The sequence below is a fragment of the Kitasatospora sp. NPDC088264 genome (assembly GCF_040685715.1).
Taxonomy (GTDB): Bacteria; Actinomycetota; Actinomycetes; order Streptomycetales; family Streptomycetaceae; genus Kitasatospora.
The window spans coordinates 1-17359 of the sequence record NZ_JBFBIR010000059.1 but is presented as its reverse complement, the minus strand read 5'-3'; the positions used below and the strand labels follow the sequence as shown (position 1 = coordinate 17359).

The window sequence follows — 17359 nt, the reverse complement described above, 5'->3', positions numbered from 1 at the left end:
CCGGAGCCCCCTGGAGCGGACACCATGCCCTTCAGCATGAGCAAGGCCGAGCGCGAGCGGTTCCTCGCCGCACCGCACGTCGGTGTGCTGGCCGTCGACTCCGGCGCCGGAGCGGACCGGGGCCCGCTGGCCGTACCGGTCTGGTACACCTACGTCCCCGGCGGCCTGCTCACCGTCGTCACCGGCCGCGACTCCGTCAAGGCCCGGCGGATCCGCGCCGCCGGGCGGTTCACCCTCTGCGCCCAGCGCGAGCAGGGCCCGGCCGCGTACGTGAGCGTCGAGGGCCCGGTGGTGGCGGTCGAGGACCGGCTCGACCGCGACGAGTGGGCCGCCCTCGCGAACCGCTACCTGTCACCCGAGGCCGCGCGCGACTACCTGGCCTCCGCCCGGGAACAGTTGGCCGCCGACATCACCTTCCGGATGCGGCCCGAGCGCTGGTCGAGCGCCGACTTCTCATCCTTCGGGGCCGACCTGTCGCAAGACCGGTAGGTCGGGCTCGGTCCAGGTGGTCGCGGCCACTACGGTGGCCAGGCGACCACCTGTTCCGCACTCCTTTCGAAAGGACCACCACCGTGAGCCTGTACGACATCCCGCTCCGCACCCTCACCGGCGAGCCCACCTCGCTGGCCGAGTACAAGGGCAAGGCGCTGCTGATCGTCAACGTCGCCTCCAAGTGCGGCCTGACCCCGCAGTACACCGGCCTGGAGAACCTCCAGCAGCGGTACGCCGCACGCGGGTTCACCGTGCTGGGCTTCCCCTGCAACCAGTTCGCCGGGCAGGAGCCGGGCAGCGCCGAGGAGATCCAGACCTTCTGCTCCACCACCTACGGCGTCACCTTCCCGCTGTTCGAGAAGATCGACGTCAACGGCGACGACCGGCACCCGCTGTACCGGCAGCTGACCCAGGTCGCCGACGCCGAGGGCGAGACCGGGGACGTCAGCTGGAACTTCGAGAAGTTCCTGATCTCCCCCGACGGCACCGTGGCCGCCCGGCTGCGGCCGCGGGTCGAGCCGGAGTCGGCCGAGCTGATCGCGGCGATCGAGGCCGTCCTCCCGGCCTGACCCCCACCCACCCGCCGACGGACCGGCCCCGGGCACCCGCCCGGGGCCGGTCCGTCGTTCCCCCGAGCCGTCGAGCAGCCCCTCTCGATTGCCGAGTCGGCCTCGACTGAACTGAGCCAGTAGAACTGCGCACTACCCATGTCCGTTCGTCTGGGGGTTCGTCGAGCGGACCGTGGAGAAGACCGAGCTGCTGATGCCGGTGCGGCAGCAGCCACTTCGCAGGCTCGGCCGCCCAGCGCCCGTGCCTCACCAACTCGCGCTGCTCCCACCCTCAGACTGGACGGCGCTGCGGATCCCAGCCGTCGATCGGTGTCCACTCGTGCTCCAGGATCGAGTAGGTGATCGAGTCGCGCCAGGCGCCGTGGACGAAGACGTGATCACGGATCCGCCCGTCCTCGGTCATCCCGGCACGGAGAAGTGTTCGCGCGGATGCTTCGTTGAGCGGAGAGCGGGCGGCCCAGATGCGGTGCAGGCCGAGGACGTCGAAGCCGAGCGCGCACAGCAGGTGTGACCGAACTGATGCCGCAGGCGGAGCAAGTCGTGGGGGAAGTCATCCTTACCCCGGTCCTCGCCCCATGGGGCGATCACATTGGCGCGTTGGATATCCCAAGGGCTACCCAACGCGCCGCCCCGGCCGAGGGTCGGTGGCCAGTCATCTGGTGATCGCGGAGAGCCGCCTTCGCAGGGGCTCCTCCAGGTCGAGGTTGTCGCCTCGAGTAGTGGTCTGCAGCAGTTCAGTGATGACGACAAGCTCGGCGAACTGCCCGGCTGGCGTGCCGAGGATATGGGCGAGTCGGTGACGGACCTGGGCGGCGGTGTCCGGCACGAGGAGGCTGTACGAGTGCAACACTGCCGCGTCGTACCCGGCAGGCGCGACGCCCCAGCCTTCCCAGTCGAGGACCGTCAGGGTTGGGCCCGTGAGGTTGGCCCAGTGCAGGTCACCGTGGGCCGTCGTCCAGGCAGACACCCTGGTGTCCATCGGGATGCCCAGGTACTGGGGCATGGCGCGGTCCAGGTACTCCTGCCGGACCGCGACCCGGTCGCTGGGAACGGCGGCGATGGCGTCGAGGGCGGTGCCGAGTTCGTCCCACCAGGCGCCGTCCAGATCAGGAGCTTTCCGGAGGATCGGCTCGTGAGTGGTGATGGTGGAGGCGATGACCTTCTCGTACAGCTCCGCCAGATAGCCGTGCTCGCCCTCGGTCCAGGTACGTCGCTCCCGCAGGCGCGGCCTGGGTACCGCAGGAGGCATGAGCTGTTCTGCCTCCTGCGGTCCCTCCCAGAGCTTTCCGCCGGCCTTGTCGGACGGGGCGGACACCAGTCGGAGCCAGCCCTCGCCGGACGCCGTGGCGACCGGGCGGCTCAGGGTACGTCCGCGCCAGCCCCACGCTTCGCGCGAGCCGATCGGCGTGGCCTTGAGCGCGGTTGCTGCCGTGGCGTGCATCCCACGCATCCGCCTGGAGGTGCCCGGCTCAGGTTCCGAGTACATCAACAACCCTTCGGAGTACGTCCGGAGACAACGGCGGTCGGCCGACGGTTTCGGCGGCCTGCATCCAGTGTTCCGGGTTCCCCGTCGACAGGAGCACGCGTCTCACCCCTGGGGCTGAAGCCACGACGGCAAGGGCGGTCTCGGCAGAGGTCATACCGGGATTGATCAGCTTGGTCAGTTCCGGGGTCACCACGCCGGGGACCTCACCTCCGTGGAGCGGGGCGGAGGCGAACACCTCCAGTCCCGCATCCAGGGCATCGGCCAACGGGCCGTGTCCGTCGAGAGCCTGGGCGATGGGCGCGAGGTGGACGAGGGAGACCGGGAGCTGGACGGCCCACAGGTGATGATTAGGCCCGCCGGCCCTGGTCGCGAGTTCGATCAGCGTGGGTACATCGAAGAGGCCACTGCTGAAGCCGCGCCAGGTCGCCACTCCAGAGGCGCTGATGGTCTGTTGGCTACACGCCTCCTCCAGAGCCAGGAAGGCGTTGTAGAGCCGACCGGTGATCTCGCCGTCCGGGCAGACATGCTCGGGGTTGTGGACGAACACCAGGTCGGGTACCCGGCTGAGCATGAGCTTGGAACGCGCGAGCTGCCAGGCGATGTAGTCCGGGGTGAGGCAGTGCCCGCGCTCGGCGTCCGCCGTGGACAGGGCGCCGGCTCGTACCCCGATGTGCCTGGTGCCGGCCGGGACGAAGCCCACCTTCGTGGAGACGCACAGATCCGGGTAGGCAGCCAGAGCCACTGCGAGCGACGCCTCCGCCCGACCGCCTGCGTAGTTGGGCGCCGTGTCCACCCAGTCGGCACCTCGGGAGGCGGCCATCAACGCCGCCTCGGCCACATCGAGGCAACGGTAGGTGCCGAGGCCCAGCCGGGCGGTCATCGAAGGCCTCCGATCGCGGCGGCCTGGCCGTCGACCAGCTCCGTCACGACACCGGCCGCCTGTCCGAGAGCGACGCCCGCGGCCTGCGCGAGATCGGCCAGCCGGTGAGGTTCCCCATCGGCGAGGAGCGCGAGCATCGGCTCGGCCTTGGCGGCGAACGTCCACTCCTCGCCGCCGGCGGTCAGCCGGACGGTGCCGTCGGGCAGGGCAGTGAGAACGGGCCGCGTGGTGACCAGGCGTACCTGCAGGTCGGCATCCGGTGGGGCCGCCGTGATGTGGGGCAGCGACGGCGTGAGCCGGGCTCGCTCGGTGGCGTCGCGAGCGGAGGAGAAGCGGGCGATCAGGTCGTCGCTCTCCAGCTCGGTCGCGAGGAGCTTGCCGATCGCGTCGAGGAAGGCACGCTGCTCCTCTGCGGCCCCGAAGCGCGGGATGTCCGCCCGGACGGTCTCGTGGGCACGCAACATCTCCGACAGCCAGGTGATCAAGTCGGCACCCGTCGTGCTCTGCAGCCCGCACGTGACGTGCAGCGAGTGCCGGCCCTCGGAGGCGGCGACGGCGTGCCACCAGCCCCGAGGCAGATAGAGCACATCGCCGGCGGTGAGAACCAGATCGGCGACGGGCTCTTCGGGCGGCTGCTCGGGCGTCTCGACGTCGCGGTGCATCGGCACCGTACGGGTGGGACCGTAGATGCGCCAGCGCTTCGCGCCGTCGAGCTGGACGACGACCACGTCGTGATCATCCCAGTGGACGCCGAAGCCCTCGGTGCCGGTCCAGGAGGCATACAGGTTGACCTGCAGGCCGGTCCGCAGCCAGCGCTCCAGCTGGCCAGCCAAAGCACCGATACCGAGGTGGAGCTCGTCAACGGCGTCCAGGACCAGCGTGGCACCCTCGGCGAGACGCTTGTGCAACTCGGAGGGCTGGAGCTGGTGCCAGACGGTGTTCCGCCGGGTGGTGATCGGTCGGGAGTACGTGTGCGCGGGCACCTGCTCCCCGTTGGCGGCGAGGCGGAAGCGAGGGGGTTCGAACCGATGCTGGGCCAGGATGGCGTTGAGGTCATCCCAGCTCATGAGTCCGGTGAGTGACGCGGCTTCACCGCGTGCGACCTTGAAGCTGCGGCCGAGCGTCTGGGCGAGGAAGTCATCCCCGCCCAGACGCTCAACCACCGAGAAGTACTCGGCGGTCATCGTGATGCAGCCGTCAGTCGTTGGTGTCGGTTCGACCGGTGGAGCCGCCGTCCGATGGCTGCTCGCCACGCGAGCGGGCCGCGGCGACCTTCGCACGGGCGACCAGCAGGCCGTCGTCCTCCGTCTCGGTGCTGGTCGTCAGGTTCTCGGGCATGAAGCACTCCTTCGGGATCATGGGGCGGGCGGCTGCCCAGCCCCGTCGTTGGTGCAGCGATGGATCCGTTGCCAGGACAAAGCCGCTGGCAAGGAACCTCAGGTGCTTGTGCCGCGCGGCTGTTGACCAGCGCGGCCACCTGCATCCCCCCAAGCCCGCGTCGGGGCGGGAGGAAGTCGTGTCAGGCACTGGTCGGGACGACGTCCCGTGCCTTCGGGGCCAGGGCCCTCACCAGCTCGGTGAGTCGCTCGTCGCCCGAGACTGCGGCGGTGGTGCCGACCTCGAACCAGATCCGCTTGCCAGCGGGGTCCGGCTCGGCGCCCCAGTTCGTCGCGAGCGCTGCCACCAGGAACAGTCCTCGCCCGCCGGTGGCGTCGAGATCGACCCCGCCAGCGACCGGCAGTTCGTGGCCGACGTCCGTCACCTCGACGCGCAGCCGTTCACCGTTCCAGGACACGCACACGACGCACGGGGCGTCCGTGTGGCACACGGCGTTGGTGATCAGCTCGCTGGACAGCAACTCGACATCGCGGAGCGCGTCCTCCGCCAGCGGCAAGCCCCAACCGCGCACGGCCCGTATCACCCGCCGCCGGGCGTCCGGCACGGCCTCGGCACTGGGCAGCACGCGAAAGCCGAACGGGGCGGGGGCAGTGGCCTGGCGGGTGGTGACGGACATGAGCGCGGACCTTTCACCGGGACGAGGTCGGCAGCGGGCCGATTCGCGCCGGGATTCACCCGGCAGGTATCTACAGAACCGCCTCCAACGCCGGTGAACCAGAGCAGAATTGAAGCGGCAATGAGGCATCCGTGCTGCAAACCCGGGCATGACCTGGCCTGTTATGGCTACAGACGAACTGACGTACCTCTGGAGGACGCGGGATGGCATCCAGGAGGTCCCGGCTGATCCAGCGCAGGGAGGCGGTCGGCCACACCCAGGAATCTCTGGCTGAGGCCCTCGACGTGGACCGTACGACTGTGGGCCGGTGGGAGAGCGGTAGGGGTACCCCGCAGCCCTGGATGCGGCCGAAACTCGCCCGTGCCCTGGGACTCTCGGCTGACCAGTTGACCGCCCTGCTGGCAGTACCCCCCGTAGCCGTCGAAGCAGCGCCACAGTCCAGCAGCGTCGGCGATGCGTCGCCTCCTGTGCATGCCCGGCGCACGGACCACGACAACGATCTCGTAGTGGCCGTGGCAGCCGACTCGGCAGAGTCCGCGCTGTTCCTCCGTTTCGCGAGCGCGTCCAACGTGGACGACACTCTGCTCGAACAGATCGACGCGGACATTGCGAGGCTGGCAGGGGACTACGTGAGCAAGCCGGTGTCCGAGCTCTTCCATGACATCGGAACCCTCCGGCGAGGAGTGTTCGACTTACTTCGAGGCCGTCAACGCCCCTACCAGACAGGCCATCTCTACCTGCAGGCCGGACGCCTCTGCGGCCTGGCCACCCACATCGCCCTCGACCTCGGCCAGTACACAGCTGCGGCTACGCATTCGCGAACCGCCTGGCGTTGCGCGGAGTCAGCCGGCCACAACGGTCTCCGGGCCTGGATCCGATCCATCCAGTCCCTGATCGCCTACTGGCAGCAGGACCACCGCCAGGCCGCCAAACTAGCCAGAGCCGGGCTGCCGTATGCGGACAGCGGGACGATCGCAGCCCGCCTGCTCAGCCTTGAAGCACGGGCCACCGCCGCGCTCGGCGACAGCGCGAGCGCGCTACTGGCAGTGGAAGCGGCCGCGGCGGCGCGGAGCGCCGTAGCCGGAGTGGATCTTCCCGGCGTATTCACGTTTCCCGAGGCCAAGCAGTGGACCTACGCCGGCACCGCCCTCCTCGCCCTGGGCAGCCAGGTTCACGTGAACCGTGCCATCGAGGCGTCCTCCAGGGCCATTGCCCTGTACGAGTCCGCACCGCGGCAGGAACAGTCCTCCGGTGACCTGTTGGCGGCCCGCCTCGACCTCGCCAACGCCCACCTCGCCCACGGCGACCTCGACGGCGTGCAGGAGAAGCTCTCGGTGGTGCTGGACGCCGCACCGGACCGGCGAACAGCGAGCATCTCTGCCCGACTTCGAGCCCTGAGCACCCGTCTCGCCGAGCCCGCCTACGCAGGCTCCCCGATCGTCCTGAGTCTCCGCGAGAATGTCAGAGAAGCCTGCTCTCGACCCGCACTCACGAATCCTCCGGAGCTGCCCCAGTGACGAGCAACACCGCACAGCAGGACGCCGCTATCGCCGACAAGGCGATCCTCGCGAACAGCGCCTACGCCGACGGACGCCACCTGGCCGCCCGCCAGTCCATCTACCGGTGGCAGCAGCCGCGGTACGACCTGCCCGGGATCGTCCTCGAAGAGCTGGCCGGCACAAGCGGGATCGTCCTGGACGCCGGGTGCGGCAACGGCAAGTTCGTCAGCCGCCTGCACAAGGATCGCCCGGACCTTCAGGTCGTCGGGATGGACATTTCGGCGGGCATCCTCGCCGACGTCGAGAAGCCGGTCCTGGTAGCCGACGCCCAGGCCCTGCCCTTCGCCGACGACAGCGCCGACGCCGTGTTGGCCCTGCACATGCTGTACCACGTCAGCGATATCGAGGCCACGATCGAGGAACTGGCCCGCGTCCTCCGGCCTGGCGGTGTGCTCATCGCCTCGACCAACAGCACCATCGATAAAAAGGAGTTGGACCGGCTCTGGGCCCGGGCCGCAGGCGACACCCTCGGGATTCCCGAGGGGCCGGCGCGGGTTTCCCTCAGCTCCCGCTTCTCCCTGGAAAAGGCCCCCGGCTACCTCGGAACAGCGTTCAAGGACATCCGAGTGCGGGAACTGCCTGGCGCCATCGAGATCACCGATCCTGCGCCGATCGTTTCCCACCTCGCCTCCTATGAAGCGTGGGCTGACCAATGCGGCGTCCCTTTCCGCGAGACGGTCAGTCGGGCGGCAGAGATCGCTGCCGCCGCCATCAAGACAGAAGGCTCATTCAAGATCACGTGCCTCGGTGGCATTCTGACTTGTAGGCGGTAAGGCGGCCGAGTGACGTGGTCACTGCCTAAAACGACAAGGTGGTTTCCTCGCGTCATCATGGCTGCTCTGGTCCATCTGGACTCCTCCAGGGCGAAAAAAGCAGTCGTTCATATGCCGTCCGGTCGGCCTGATCCCCACTCGCCGACGGGGAGGGCCGCAGGTGGTAGCCCTCCCCGTCACAGCAACAGGCGGGTCCCCGGTGGGAGTTCACCGGATCCGGCGGCGTGGTGCAGATGTGCCAGCAGGGTCGTGCGCAGGGCCCCTGCGGCGCGGGTGAGCGGCACTTCGTGGCCGTGCGCGACGGCGATGGTGCGGCCCAGGCCCGGCCCGGCGAAGGGGGTGACCGCGAGGCCCGAGCGGGCCGCGACCATCCCGGGGACGACCGCGGGCCCGAGTCCGGCCTGGACGAAGCCGAGGACCGCGTCCATCTCGCCGCCCTCCACCGCGAACTCCGGCTCGAAGCCGGCCGCCCGGCAGGCTGCCAGGGTCGCCTCCCGGACGTCGTAGCCCTCCCGGAACATCACCAGCGGGCGCCCCTTGAGCTCCGCCACCCGGACCTTGCGCCGGGCCCGCCGCTCGGCGGAGACCAGCACCAGCTCCTCGTGCAGCAGCTCGGTGACCGCGAGGGCCGGCGCCGCCTCGCCGCTCGGCGGGGTGATGATCAGCGCGAGGTCCAGCTCCCCCGCCGCCAGCCAGCGCACCAGATCGCGCGAGCCGCCCTCGCGGACCACCAGCGCCACCCCCGGGTAGCGGTCCCGGAACAGCCGCAGCACGTCCGGCACCAGGCTGGTGCACAGGCTCGGCGGCGCGCCCAGCCGGACCCGGCCGCGGCGCAGCTGGACCGTCTCCTGGACGGCCAGCCGGGCGCTCTCGGTGTCCGCGAGGATGCGCCGGGCCAGCGGCAGCAGCGCCTGCCCGGCGTCGGTCAGGGCGATGTTGCCCCGAGTGCGGTGGAACAGCTCGGCGCCCAACTCCCGCTCCAGCGAACGGATCTGTTGCGAGAGTGACGGCTGCGCCACGTGCGCCGCCTCGGCCGCCCGGGTGAAGTGGCGGGTCTCGGCGACGGCCAGGAAGTAGCGGAGTTGCTGGAGCTGCACCCCACCAGGATAGGCCGCATCGATAGGTCCTGACTATCGTCGTGAGCCGCAGCATGTCTTGGACGCACCCTGGCGACCGTCCCTACCGTTGCTGCCATGACAACCGCGACTCGGACGGCCCGGCATCCGTCCACCCTGGCGACGCTCTGGCGGTCGACCGTCGGCAAGAAGGCGGTCATGGCCGTCTCCGGACTGGCCATGCTGCTCTACCTGGTCGCGCACATGCTGGGCAACCTCAAGGTGTTCGCCGGCCCGGACGACATCAACGGCTACGCGGCCTGGCTGCGCACCATCGGCCAGCCGTTCCTGGGCCACGAGTGGTTCCTGTGGATCGCCCGCTTCGGCCTGCTCGCCGCCGTCCTGCTGCACGGCGTGTCCGCCTACCAGCTCAGCCGCCGCGACCTCGCCGCCCGACCGAGCAAGTACGTCCACAAGCGCCGCCGGGCGAGCTACGCGACCCGGACCATGCGCTGGGGCGGGGTGATCCTGGCGCTGTTCATCGTCTGGCACATCCTCGACCTGACCACGCTGACCGTGAACCCCGCCGCCGAGCACGGCCGCCCGTACCAGAACATCGTGGCCTCCTTCGGCCAGTGGTACAGCTGCGTGATCTACATCGTCGCGATGCTCGCCGTCGGCCTGCACATCCGGCACGGCTTCTGGAGCGCCGCGCAGACCCTCGGTGCCAACAACGCCCGCCGGGACCGGGCGCTCAAGCTGACCGCCAACGGCCTGGCGCTCGTGCTGACCGCCGGCTTCCTGTCCGTCCCCGTGGCCGTGATGTTCGGAGTCGTCAAATGAGCTACCTGGACTACACCGTCGGCGAGCCCGTCGCCGACACCAAGGCCCCCGCCGGGCCGATCGAACAGCGCTGGGACCAGCGGCGGTTCGAGGCCAAGCTGGTCAACCCGGCCAACCGGCGCAAGCACACCGTGATCGTGGTCGGCACCGGCCTGGCCGGCGGCGCGGCCGGCGCCACCCTGGCCGAACAGGGCTACCACGTCGTCCAGTTCTGCTTCCAGGACTCCCCGAGGCGCGCTCACTCGATCGCCGCCCAGGGCGGCATCAACGCGGCCAAGAACTACCGCAACGACGGCGACTCGATCCGCCGGCTCTTCTACGACACCGTCAAGGGCGGCGACTTCCGCGCCCGCGAGTCCAACGTGCACCGACTCGCCCAGGTGTCGGTCGAGATCATCGACCAGTGCGTCGCCCAGGGCGTCCCGTTCGCCCGCGAGTACGGCGGCCTGCTGGACACCCGCTCCTTCGGCGGCGTGCAGGTCTCCCGCACCTTCTACGCGCGCGGCCAGACCGGCCAGCAACTGCTGCTCGGCGCCTACCAGGCGCTGTCCCGGCAGATCGCCGCCGGGAACGTGGAGATCCACCCGCGCACCGAGATGCTCGACCTGCTGGTCGTCGACGGCCGGGCGCGCGGAGTCGTCGCCCGCGACCTGGTCACCGGCGCGATCAGCACCCACACCGCCGACGCCGTGGTCCTCGCCAGCGGCGGCTACGGCAACGTCTTCTACCTCTCCACCAACGCCAAGAACTCCAACGCCACCGCGATCTGGCGGGCCCACCGGCGCGGCGCCCACTTCGCCAACCCGTGCTTCACCCAGATCCACCCCACCTGCATCCCGCGCTCCGGCGACCACCAGTCCAAGCTCACCCTGATGAGCGAGTCGCTGCGCAACGACGGCCGGATCTGGGTGCCCAGGGCCCAGGGCGACACCCGGCCGCCGGCCGAGATCCCCGAGGACGAGCGGGACTACTACCTGGAGCGGATCTACCCGGCCTTCGGCAACCTGGTGCCGCGCGACATCGCCTCCCGGGCCGCCAAGAACGTCTGCGACGAGGGCCGCGGCGTCGGCCCCGGCGGGCAGGGCGTCTACCTGGACTTCGCCGACGCCATCCGCCGGCTGGGCCGGGACGCCGTCGCCGCCAAGTACGGCAACCTGTTCGACATGTACGAGCGGATCACCGCCGAGGATCCGTACCGGGTCCCGATGCGGATCTACCCCGCGATCCACTACACGATGGGCGGACTCTGGGTCGACTACGACCTGCAGACCACCGTCCCCGGCCTGTTCGCCGTCGGGGAGGCCAACTTCTCCGACCACGGCGCCAACCGGCTCGGCGCCAGCGCGCTCATGCAGGGCCTCGCCGACGGCTACTTCGTCCTGCCGCCCACCCTGAACGACTACCTGGCCCGCAACCCGCTGCCCGCCGTCCCCGCCGACCACCCGGCGGTCACCGAGGCCGAGGCCGAGGTCGAGGACCGGCTGAACCTCATCCTCGCGGTGGACGGCGACCGCACCCCTGACTCCTTCCACCGCGAACTCGGCGAACTCCTCTGGGACGAGTGCGGAATGGCCCGCGACGAGGCCGGACTGCGTCGGGCCCTGGCGCGGATCCCGCAGCTGCGCGAGGAGTTCTGGCGCCGGATCAAGGTGCCCGGCACCGGGCAGGAGCTCAACCAGTCACTGGAGAAGGCCAACCGGCTCGTCGACTACTTCGAGCTCGCCGAACTCATGTGCCTGGACGCCCTGCACCGCGCCGAGTCGTGCGGCGGCCACTTCCGCACCGAGAGCCAGACGCCCGACGGCGAGGCCGCCCGGCGCGACGAGGAGTACGGCTACGCCGCCGCCTGGGAGTTCACCGGCACCGGGACCGCCCCCGTCCTCCACCGCGAGGCCCTCGACTTCGCGTACGTCCACCCCACCCAGCGGAGCTACGCATGAACCTCACCCTGCGCATCTGGCGCCAGCCGGGCCCGGACGCCCCCGGGTCGATGACGACCTACCAGGTCGGCGGCATCAGCCCCGACATGTCCTTCCTGGAGATGCTCGACAGCCTCAACGAGGAGCTGATCACCAGCGGGGACCAGCCCGTGGCCTTCGACCACGACTGCCGCGAGGGCATCTGCGGCGCCTGCGGCATGGTCATCAACGGCCAGGCCCACGGCCCCGAGCGGACCACCACCTGCCAGCTGCACATGCGGCACTTCCGGGACGGCGACACCATCGACGTCGAGCCGTGGCGGGCGGCGGCCTTCCCGGTGGTCAAGGACCTGGTGGTGGACCGATCCGCCTTCGACCGGATCATCGGCTCCGGCGGCTACATCTCCGCCCCCACCGGCAGCGCCCCCGACGCGCACGCCACGCCCGTCCCCAAGGAGGCCGCCGACACCGCCTTCGAACACGCCGAGTGCATCGGCTGCGGCGCCTGCGTGGCGGCCTGCCCGAACGGCTCGGCGATGCTGTTCACCTCCGCCAAGGTGGTCCACCTCAACGTGCTCCCCCAGGGCGCGCCGGAGCGCGCCTCCCGGGTGCGGAACATGGTCACGGCGATGGACGCCGAGGGCTTCGGCGGCTGCACCAACACCGGCGAGTGCGCCACCGCCTGCCCCAAGGGCATCCCGCTGCCCAGCATCGCCGCGATGAACCGCGAATTCCTGCGGGCCGCGCGAGGTTGACGGGCCACGCCGACCGGCCCCGTGCCCCCGGGCGCGGGGCCGACGGCGTGCAGTGGGGCGTACGGGGCATTCGCACGCTCCTCCGAGGGGTGGTGGATCGTCAGGTCCCGCGCCCGCACCCGGGAATTCGCGCTACCGTGGTGCTCCGCTACGGAAGGACGGCATATGCCCGAGGTTCAGTCCTGTTCCGGTTGCGGCGGGTCCGGGGGGACCCAGAAGACCGAAGCCACGGTCGAACGGGACGAGGAAGGGAGCATGGTGCCGAGGATCCACACCTTCTGGTCGCCCTGCGGTCGGTGCCACGGATCCGGGACGGTGATCGCCGGATGAGGCTGGTCTTCGAGTGTGTCGAGTGCGGCGCACACTACCTTCCGCCCGAGAGCATGGCGTACCCGGACGGGCCCGCCTCCCCGATCTGGTGCTCGCGCTGCCAGGCGGCCAAACGGTCCGCCGGTGTCCAGGATGACCCGCTGCTCACCCGCGTGGCCCTGGCCGCCGCCCGGGCCGCACTCGCCCGGCGCACCGCCGAGGGCGAGCCCGTCGCGCGCGCCGACGTCCGCCCGTCCCGGCCGCCGCTGTCCCGCCGGGCCCACTCCGGCCCGGGCGGGGTGCGCAGCAAGCTGGGCTGAGCCCTCAGCCCCATGCCCCCGCGCTCGCGCTCGCGCTCGCGAGGGACCGTCCCAGCCCGGCGGCGTCCCTGGCCCGCTCTAGAAGAGCGCCTCCTGGGTGTCCGGCTCCGGCGGGCGGACCCGCTCCTCCAGGGCCACCCCGGACGTCGGACGGCCGGAGACGGGCGCGAGCGTCCAGCCGGTGAGCAGCCGGGTGTCCAGCAGCAGCGGCCCCGAGCCGTCGGCCTGGTCCAGGAACAGGTGGCGGCCCACCGGCGGGCGCAGGGTGCCCGCGATCACCGCCCCGTCGGCCAGGCCGCCGACCTGCCGGTACGCCTCCGGGGCGCCGTCGGACAGCCCGAACCGCGCCACGTGGTCGACCACCGGGCGCTCGGCGAGCAGTTCCAGCGCGTGGCCGGCCAGCAGGCGGTGCGCCTGCGCCCGGGCCTCGGCCAGCACGGCCCGGCGGTACGGCTCGTCGCCGTGCGCCCACCAGTGCTCGGTCTTCAGCCTGGCCTTGAACCGCTCGCGCGCCAACCCGGAGGCGGCGACGGTGAGTTCGGCGCGCCGGATGGCCGGCAGCCCGCCCCGGGCGGTGAACGCGTAGGCCAGTGCGCCCTGTTCGAGCAGTCGGCTGTCGCCGCGCTGCTCGGCGGTCAGGCCGACCTTCAGCAGGCCGTCGCCGAACCAGGCGAGGTAGAGCAGGTACGTCCGGCCGTCGTCGAGGATCTGGTCCCGGGCGAGGGCCAGGCCGCGGTCGACGCTCTGGCAGGCCGGGCACTGCACCGCGGCGCCGTCCGGCGCGATCACCGCGTGGTGCGGGCACGGGGTGCGCTCCGCCGCCCCGGCCAGCCAGGCGCCGGTGCAGCGGCGCGGCCCGCCCAGCAGCCAGCCGACCTCCGCGCCGGGCGTGACGGCCCGCTCGTGCGCCCGGCCTGCGCGCACGGCGCCGAGCAGGGCGCGGCCCTCGTGCCAGCTCAGCCCGGTGGAGACCCAGCCGGCGGGCCGGTCCGGGTGCTGCGGTGCGATCGTCACGGGCATCCCTCCCTCTCGAACCAGTGCAGAGTACCCGCCACCCCTGACAGTGCTCCCCCTGACAGTGCCCCCTGCTAGCCTCCGCGATCATGACGCCCGACACCGCCGCCCAGCCCGCCGACGCCGCCGACACCGCCGCCCAGTCCCCCGTCACCGCCGACGACCTCGCGCTCGTCCTCCGGCTCGCCGCCACCACCCTGCGCGCGGCACCCGCGGACGCCGACTGGTCCCAGCCCGCCGGAACGGTCACCTGGGACTGCTGGACCACCGTCGAGCACCTCGCCGACGACCTGCTCGCCTACGCCGCCCAGCTCGGCCCGGCCGCCCCGCCGCGCGAGCGGTACGTCCCCTTCGCCACCGAGCGCCGCTTCCCCGGCGGGCCGAACAACTTCGTCCGCGCCGACCGCGCGAGCGGGCCCGACGGGCTGATCGAGGTGCTGGAGGCGAGCGGCGGGCTGATGGTCGCGATCGCCCGCGCCGCGACGCCCGAGGTCCGCGCCTACCACCCGTGGGGTGTCGCCGACCCCGCCGGGTTCGTCGCGATGAGCCTGGTCGAGACGCTGGTACACCTGCACGACGTGGCCCAGGGCCTCGGCCTGCCCTGGGACCCCCCGGCCGACCTCTGCCGCCGCGTCCTCGCCCGCCTCTTCCCCGACGTCCCCGTCACCTCCGCCGACGCCCCCTGGCCGACCCTCCTGTGGGCCACCGGCCGCACCCCGCTGCCCGGCCGGCCGCTGCGCACCGACTGGCGCTGGCACGCCCGGCCCGAGGACGCCCCCCAGGTGCACTGACCGGTGCAGTGCAGCCGCGCTGCTCCCGGGGCTTGGCCCGGTGGGGTGTTCACGTTCTATTGTTGCGGGCGCGGTTGGCGGCGCGGCCGGGAGGTGGGCGGCGCGACCGGTCCGGCGTGCAATGAAGGGGTGGACGGTGGCGGGGCGGCGGAACGACGGAGTGCTGGCGATCTGGGCGGAGGCGCAGCGGCAGCAGCAGCGCCGGGAGGAGGCCCGCTGGCGTGCCGAGGCGGCGCAGCAGCGCCGGCTGGAGCGCGAGCAGCGGGATGAGCAGCGGGCGACCGCCCGCAACGAGCGGGAGGCGCAGCGGGCCTACCAGCAGTCCCGGGAGGCGGAGGCGGCCCGGCTGACGGCCGAACTGGACGCCCGGGTCGAGGAGTTGCGCGGGCTGCTGGCCGCCGGGCTGGCGGCGCCGGCGTTCGGCCCGCAGGCACTGCTGGCCCCGCGCCCGGTGCCGCCGTTCGACCCGGGCCCGCTGGGCCGGCCGGTGGAGCTGCCCGATCAGGGCGGCCCGAAGTACCACGTGCCGCCGCCGGACCAGGTGCAGGCGCGCAATCCGGGGGTGCGGCGGCAGTACGAGCAGTACCTGGCGCAGGCCCGGGCCCGGTTCGAGCAGGACTGGTACGCCGCCCAGGCGCAGGAGGCCGACCGGCAGCGCCGGCTGGCCGTGTACCACCAGGAGTACCTGGCCTGGGCGGCGCAGTTCCGCCGCCAGGACGAGGACCGCGCCGCCCGTACCGAGGAGTTGCTGCGGCGGCTGCGCGCGGGCGAGCCGGAGGCGGTGCAGGAGTACTTCACCGCCGGTCTGTACGCCTCGGCGGCCTGGCCGGAGGGCTTCCCGCACCGGCTGGTGGCGGCCTGGGAGGCGTCGACCCGGCAGCTGGTGGTGAACTGGGAGCTGCCCGGCCCGGACGTGGTGCCGGCCGCCGGCCGGGTGCGGTACGTGAAGACGGACGACCGCGAGGCGGAGGTGGCCCGCCCGGCGACGGAGCGCAAGGCGCTGTACCGGGAGGTGCTGGCGCAGTCGGCGCTGCGGCTGGCGGCGGAGCTGTTCCGGGCGGACCGGGACGGGATGCTGGACTCGGTGGTACTGAACGGCTTCGTCCTGGGCATCGACCCGGCGACCGGCCGGGAGGCGGAGCGCTTCCTGTCCACCCTGACCGCCTCCCGGGCCGAGTTCGCCGGGCTGGCGCTGGACCGGGTGGCGCCGGTGGACTGCTTCCAGGGCCTGGGCGGCAAGCTGTCGGCGCGCCCGGAGCGGCTGGACGAGGTGCGGCCGGACCGGCTGCCGGAGACGGTCGGCGGAAGCCTGGCCGGACACGGCGGCGACGGCGACCCGGACCTGTTCGAGATGGACCCGATCGAGTTCGAGGAGCTGATCGCCGAGCTGTTCCGGCTGCGCGGCTTCCGGGTGATGACCACGGCCCGCAGCGGCGACGTCGGGGTGGACGTGGTCGCCGAGGACCTGGACCCGGTGACCGGCGGCAAGATCGTGATCCAGGCCAAGCGCTACCGCAAGACGGTGCCCCCGACGGCCGTGCGCGACCTGGAGTCGACCGTCCGGCACCACGGGGCGAACAAGGGCATCCTGGTGACCACCGCCGGCTTCGGCCGCGGCTCGTACAGCTACATCGAGGGGAAGCCGCTGACGCTGGTCAGCGGGCCGGAACTGGTGGAGCTGCTGGCCGAGCAGGGGCTGCGGGGGCGGCTCGGCGGCGGCTCCGCGGAACAGGAGAAGCCCGCGCCGGCGGCCGCGCCGACGGATCGTCACAGCAGCCTGACGGTCAGCTGGCAGAGCCGGACGGCCGGCGGCGACGCGGTGGAGCTGGACGTCACCGCGTTCCTGTGCGCCGCCGGGCGGGTGCTGAGCGACGAGCACTTCGTGTTCTTCAACAACCCGCAGGACCCGGACGGCGCCGTGCGGCTGCACCCCACCCACTCGGTGCCGGGCGAGCCGGCCCGCGCGGTCCGGCTGACCCTGAACCTGGAGCGGCTGGCGGCCACGGTGGACGAGGTGGTGGTCGCCGTCTCCACCGAGGAGGAGGAGCCGCGGGCCCTGCCGCTCGGCTACGTGCACGGTGTCGCCCTGGCGGCGACGTACGGCCCGGGCGCGGCCGGTCCGGTGGAGTGGGCGGCCGGCACCGGCGGCGTGCCGGACAGCGCGATGCTCATGGGTTCGTTCCAGCGTGCGGGCGACGGTTGGCAGTTCAGCCCGTCGGGCCGCGCGGTGACGAACGGTCTGCTCGGGCTGGCGGGCGCGTTCGGCGTCGCGGTGGAGTAGCACGGGACCATCGTCCGCAGCACGGGGACCATGGTCCTCAGGGGTCGGTGTCATACCTGAGGAGGAGAAGACCCCCGCCGAGCCGCCGAGACGGCGGGGGTCGCCCCTCCTCGGGACATACGCATCGCGCTCGAACGGATTGGGAGGATGGAACGGAACCCCGAATGTCCGTTCCCGCCCTCAGGAGCACCCCCGTGACGACCCCCGCAACCGCCGTCCGTACCGGCCTGGCGGCCGCCCGCGCCACCGGCCTCAACAAGGTCTACGGGGACGGGGAGACCCGCGTCGTGGCCCTCGAC

The 17359-nt window shown here is 72.0% G+C and carries 18 protein-coding genes; 10 read left to right on the top strand and 8 right to left on the bottom strand.

Annotated elements, in window-relative coordinates:
• Positions 1 to 24: 24 nt before the first annotated feature.
• Together AB0O82_RS31375 and AB0O82_RS31370 are read left to right on the top strand one after the other, a co-directional pair.
• Positions 25 to 489 (top strand): pyridoxamine 5'-phosphate oxidase family protein, encoded by a 465-nt coding sequence (locus AB0O82_RS31375; protein ID WP_363587295.1) that lies wholly within the window; start codon positions 25 to 27, stop codon positions 487 to 489.
• Between the two features lie 83 nt (positions 490 to 572).
• Entirely contained in the window at positions 573 to 1061 is a 489-nt protein-coding gene (locus AB0O82_RS31370; RefSeq protein ID WP_363587294.1) for a glutathione peroxidase, read from the top strand.
• Between the two features lie 271 nt (positions 1062 to 1332).
• Here the strand turns inward: AB0O82_RS31370 and AB0O82_RS31365 are convergent, their stop codons facing one another.
• The 6 genes from AB0O82_RS31365 to AB0O82_RS31340 form a co-directional block, all read right to left on the bottom strand.
• On the bottom strand, positions 1333 to 1464 hold the full coding sequence (locus AB0O82_RS31365) for a hypothetical protein (RefSeq protein WP_363587293.1): 132 nt from the start codon (positions 1462 to 1464) through the stop codon (positions 1333 to 1335).
• A gap of 249 nt (positions 1465 to 1713) precedes the next feature.
• The gene (locus tag AB0O82_RS31360) at positions 1714 to 2502 is read right to left on the bottom strand and encodes a hypothetical protein (RefSeq protein ID WP_363587292.1); all 789 of its coding nucleotides are present in this window, start codon (positions 2500 to 2502) and stop codon (positions 1714 to 1716) included.
• Positions 2503 to 2530: 28 nt separating this feature from the next.
• Positions 2531 to 3427 carry an aldo/keto reductase gene (locus tag AB0O82_RS31355; RefSeq protein ID WP_363587291.1) on the bottom strand — a complete coding sequence of 299 codons (897 nt, stop codon included), beginning with the start codon at positions 3425 to 3427 and terminating at the stop codon, positions 2531 to 2533.
• Positions 3424 to 4611: a cupin domain-containing protein gene (locus AB0O82_RS31350; RefSeq protein ID WP_363587290.1), complete on the bottom strand. Its 1188-nt coding sequence runs from the start codon at positions 4609 to 4611 to the stop codon at positions 3424 to 3426. The genes AB0O82_RS31355 and AB0O82_RS31350 overlap by 4 nt, the downstream gene beginning before the upstream one ends.
• A gap of 13 nt (positions 4612 to 4624) precedes the next feature.
• Entirely contained in the window at positions 4625 to 4765 is a 141-nt protein-coding gene (locus AB0O82_RS31345; protein ID WP_363587289.1) for a hypothetical protein, read from the bottom strand.
• A gap of 181 nt (positions 4766 to 4946) precedes the next feature.
• Entirely contained in the window at positions 4947 to 5441 is a 495-nt protein-coding gene (locus AB0O82_RS31340) for an ATP-binding protein (protein ID WP_363587288.1), read from the bottom strand.
• Between the two features lie 203 nt (positions 5442 to 5644).
• On the opposite strand from AB0O82_RS31340, the gene AB0O82_RS31335 reads away from it, so the two are divergent.
• Positions 5645 to 6958: a helix-turn-helix transcriptional regulator gene (locus AB0O82_RS31335; RefSeq protein WP_363587287.1), complete on the top strand. Its 1314-nt coding sequence runs from the start codon at positions 5645 to 5647 to the stop codon at positions 6956 to 6958.
• Positions 6955 to 7773, top strand: a complete 819-nt coding sequence (locus AB0O82_RS31330; protein WP_363587286.1) for a class I SAM-dependent methyltransferase — start codon at positions 6955 to 6957, stop codon at positions 7771 to 7773. The genes AB0O82_RS31335 and AB0O82_RS31330 overlap by 4 nt, the downstream gene beginning before the upstream one ends.
• Positions 7774 to 7949: 176 nt before the next feature.
• Here the strand turns inward: AB0O82_RS31330 and AB0O82_RS31325 are convergent, their stop codons facing one another.
• Entirely contained in the window at positions 7950 to 8870 is a 921-nt protein-coding gene (locus AB0O82_RS31325; protein ID WP_363587285.1) for a LysR substrate-binding domain-containing protein, read from the bottom strand.
• A 96-nt stretch (positions 8871 to 8966) separates the two neighbouring features.
• Between AB0O82_RS31325 and AB0O82_RS31320 the strand changes: the two genes are divergently transcribed.
• The 4 genes from AB0O82_RS31320 (at position 8967) to AB0O82_RS31305 (ending at position 12974) form a co-directional block, all read left to right on the top strand.
• Positions 8967 to 9671, top strand: coding sequence for a succinate dehydrogenase cytochrome b subunit (locus AB0O82_RS31320; RefSeq protein ID WP_363587284.1), 705 nt, complete (start codon positions 8967 to 8969; stop codon positions 9669 to 9671).
• Entirely contained in the window at positions 9668 to 11611 is a 1944-nt protein-coding gene (locus tag AB0O82_RS31315) for a fumarate reductase/succinate dehydrogenase flavoprotein subunit (RefSeq protein WP_363587283.1), read from the top strand. The genes AB0O82_RS31320 and AB0O82_RS31315 overlap by 4 nt, the downstream gene beginning before the upstream one ends.
• Entirely contained in the window at positions 11608 to 12345 is a 738-nt protein-coding gene (locus AB0O82_RS31310; RefSeq protein WP_363587282.1) for a succinate dehydrogenase/fumarate reductase iron-sulfur subunit, read from the top strand. Before AB0O82_RS31315 ends, AB0O82_RS31310 begins: the two co-directional genes overlap by 4 nt.
• Before the next feature lie 383 nt (positions 12346 to 12728).
• Positions 12729 to 12974 carry a hypothetical protein gene (locus AB0O82_RS31305; RefSeq protein ID WP_363587281.1) on the top strand — a complete coding sequence of 82 codons (246 nt, stop codon included), beginning with the start codon at positions 12729 to 12731 and terminating at the stop codon, positions 12972 to 12974.
• A 78-nt stretch (positions 12975 to 13052) separates the two neighbouring features.
• Here AB0O82_RS31305 and AB0O82_RS31300 read toward each other — a convergent pair whose 3' ends face one another.
• The gene (locus AB0O82_RS31300; protein WP_363587280.1) at positions 13053 to 13988 is read right to left on the bottom strand and encodes a DUF2797 domain-containing protein; all 936 of its coding nucleotides are present in this window, start codon (positions 13986 to 13988) and stop codon (positions 13053 to 13055) included.
• A gap of 89 nt (positions 13989 to 14077) precedes the next feature.
• On the opposite strand from AB0O82_RS31300, the gene AB0O82_RS31295 reads away from it, so the two are divergent.
• Both AB0O82_RS31295 and AB0O82_RS31290 read left to right on the top strand, forming a co-directional pair.
• Positions 14078 to 14779, top strand: coding sequence for a maleylpyruvate isomerase N-terminal domain-containing protein (locus AB0O82_RS31295; protein ID WP_363587279.1), 702 nt, complete (start codon positions 14078 to 14080; stop codon positions 14777 to 14779).
• 136 nt (positions 14780 to 14915) lie between these two features.
• A complete protein-coding gene (locus AB0O82_RS31290; protein ID WP_363587278.1) occupies positions 14916 to 17060 on the top strand; it encodes a restriction endonuclease in 2145 nt (714 codons plus the stop codon).
• The last annotated feature ends 299 nt before the right edge of the window (positions 17061 to 17359 follow it).

What these genes read in the sequence shown, in the direction of transcription:
- AB0O82_RS31375 (WP_363587295.1), top strand. Translation starts at nt 25, where the DNA reads ATGCCCTTCAGCATGAGCAAGGCCGAGCGCGAGCGGTTCCTCGCCGCA.
- AB0O82_RS31365 (WP_363587293.1), bottom strand. Translation starts at nt 1,464, where the DNA reads ATGACCGAGGACGGGCGGATCCGTGATCACGTCTTCGTCCACGGCGCC.
- AB0O82_RS31360 (WP_363587292.1), bottom strand. Translation starts at nt 2,502, where the DNA reads ATGCACGCCACGGCAGCAACCGCGCTCAAGGCCACGCCGATCGGCTCG.
- AB0O82_RS31355 (WP_363587291.1), bottom strand. Translation starts at nt 3,427, where the DNA reads ATGACCGCCCGGCTGGGCCTCGGCACCTACCGTTGCCTCGATGTGGCC.
- AB0O82_RS31350 (WP_363587290.1), bottom strand. Translation starts at nt 4,611, where the DNA reads ATGACCGCCGAGTACTTCTCGGTGGTTGAGCGTCTGGGCGGGGATGAC.
- AB0O82_RS31345 (WP_363587289.1), bottom strand. Translation starts at nt 4,765, where the DNA reads ATGCCCGAGAACCTGACGACCAGCACCGAGACGGAGGACGACGGCCTG.
- AB0O82_RS31340 (WP_363587288.1), bottom strand. Translation starts at nt 5,441, where the DNA reads ATGTCCGTCACCACCCGCCAGGCCACTGCCCCCGCCCCGTTCGGCTTT.
- AB0O82_RS31335 (WP_363587287.1), top strand. Translation starts at nt 5,645, where the DNA reads ATGGCATCCAGGAGGTCCCGGCTGATCCAGCGCAGGGAGGCGGTCGGC.
- AB0O82_RS31320 (WP_363587284.1), top strand. Translation starts at nt 8,967, where the DNA reads ATGACAACCGCGACTCGGACGGCCCGGCATCCGTCCACCCTGGCGACG.
- AB0O82_RS31315 (WP_363587283.1), top strand. Translation starts at nt 9,668, where the DNA reads ATGAGCTACCTGGACTACACCGTCGGCGAGCCCGTCGCCGACACCAAG.
- AB0O82_RS31310 (WP_363587282.1), top strand. Translation starts at nt 11,608, where the DNA reads ATGAACCTCACCCTGCGCATCTGGCGCCAGCCGGGCCCGGACGCCCCC.
- AB0O82_RS31305 (WP_363587281.1), top strand. Translation starts at nt 12,729, where the DNA reads ATGGCGTACCCGGACGGGCCCGCCTCCCCGATCTGGTGCTCGCGCTGC.
- AB0O82_RS31295 (WP_363587279.1), top strand. Translation starts at nt 14,078, where the DNA reads ATGACGCCCGACACCGCCGCCCAGCCCGCCGACGCCGCCGACACCGCC.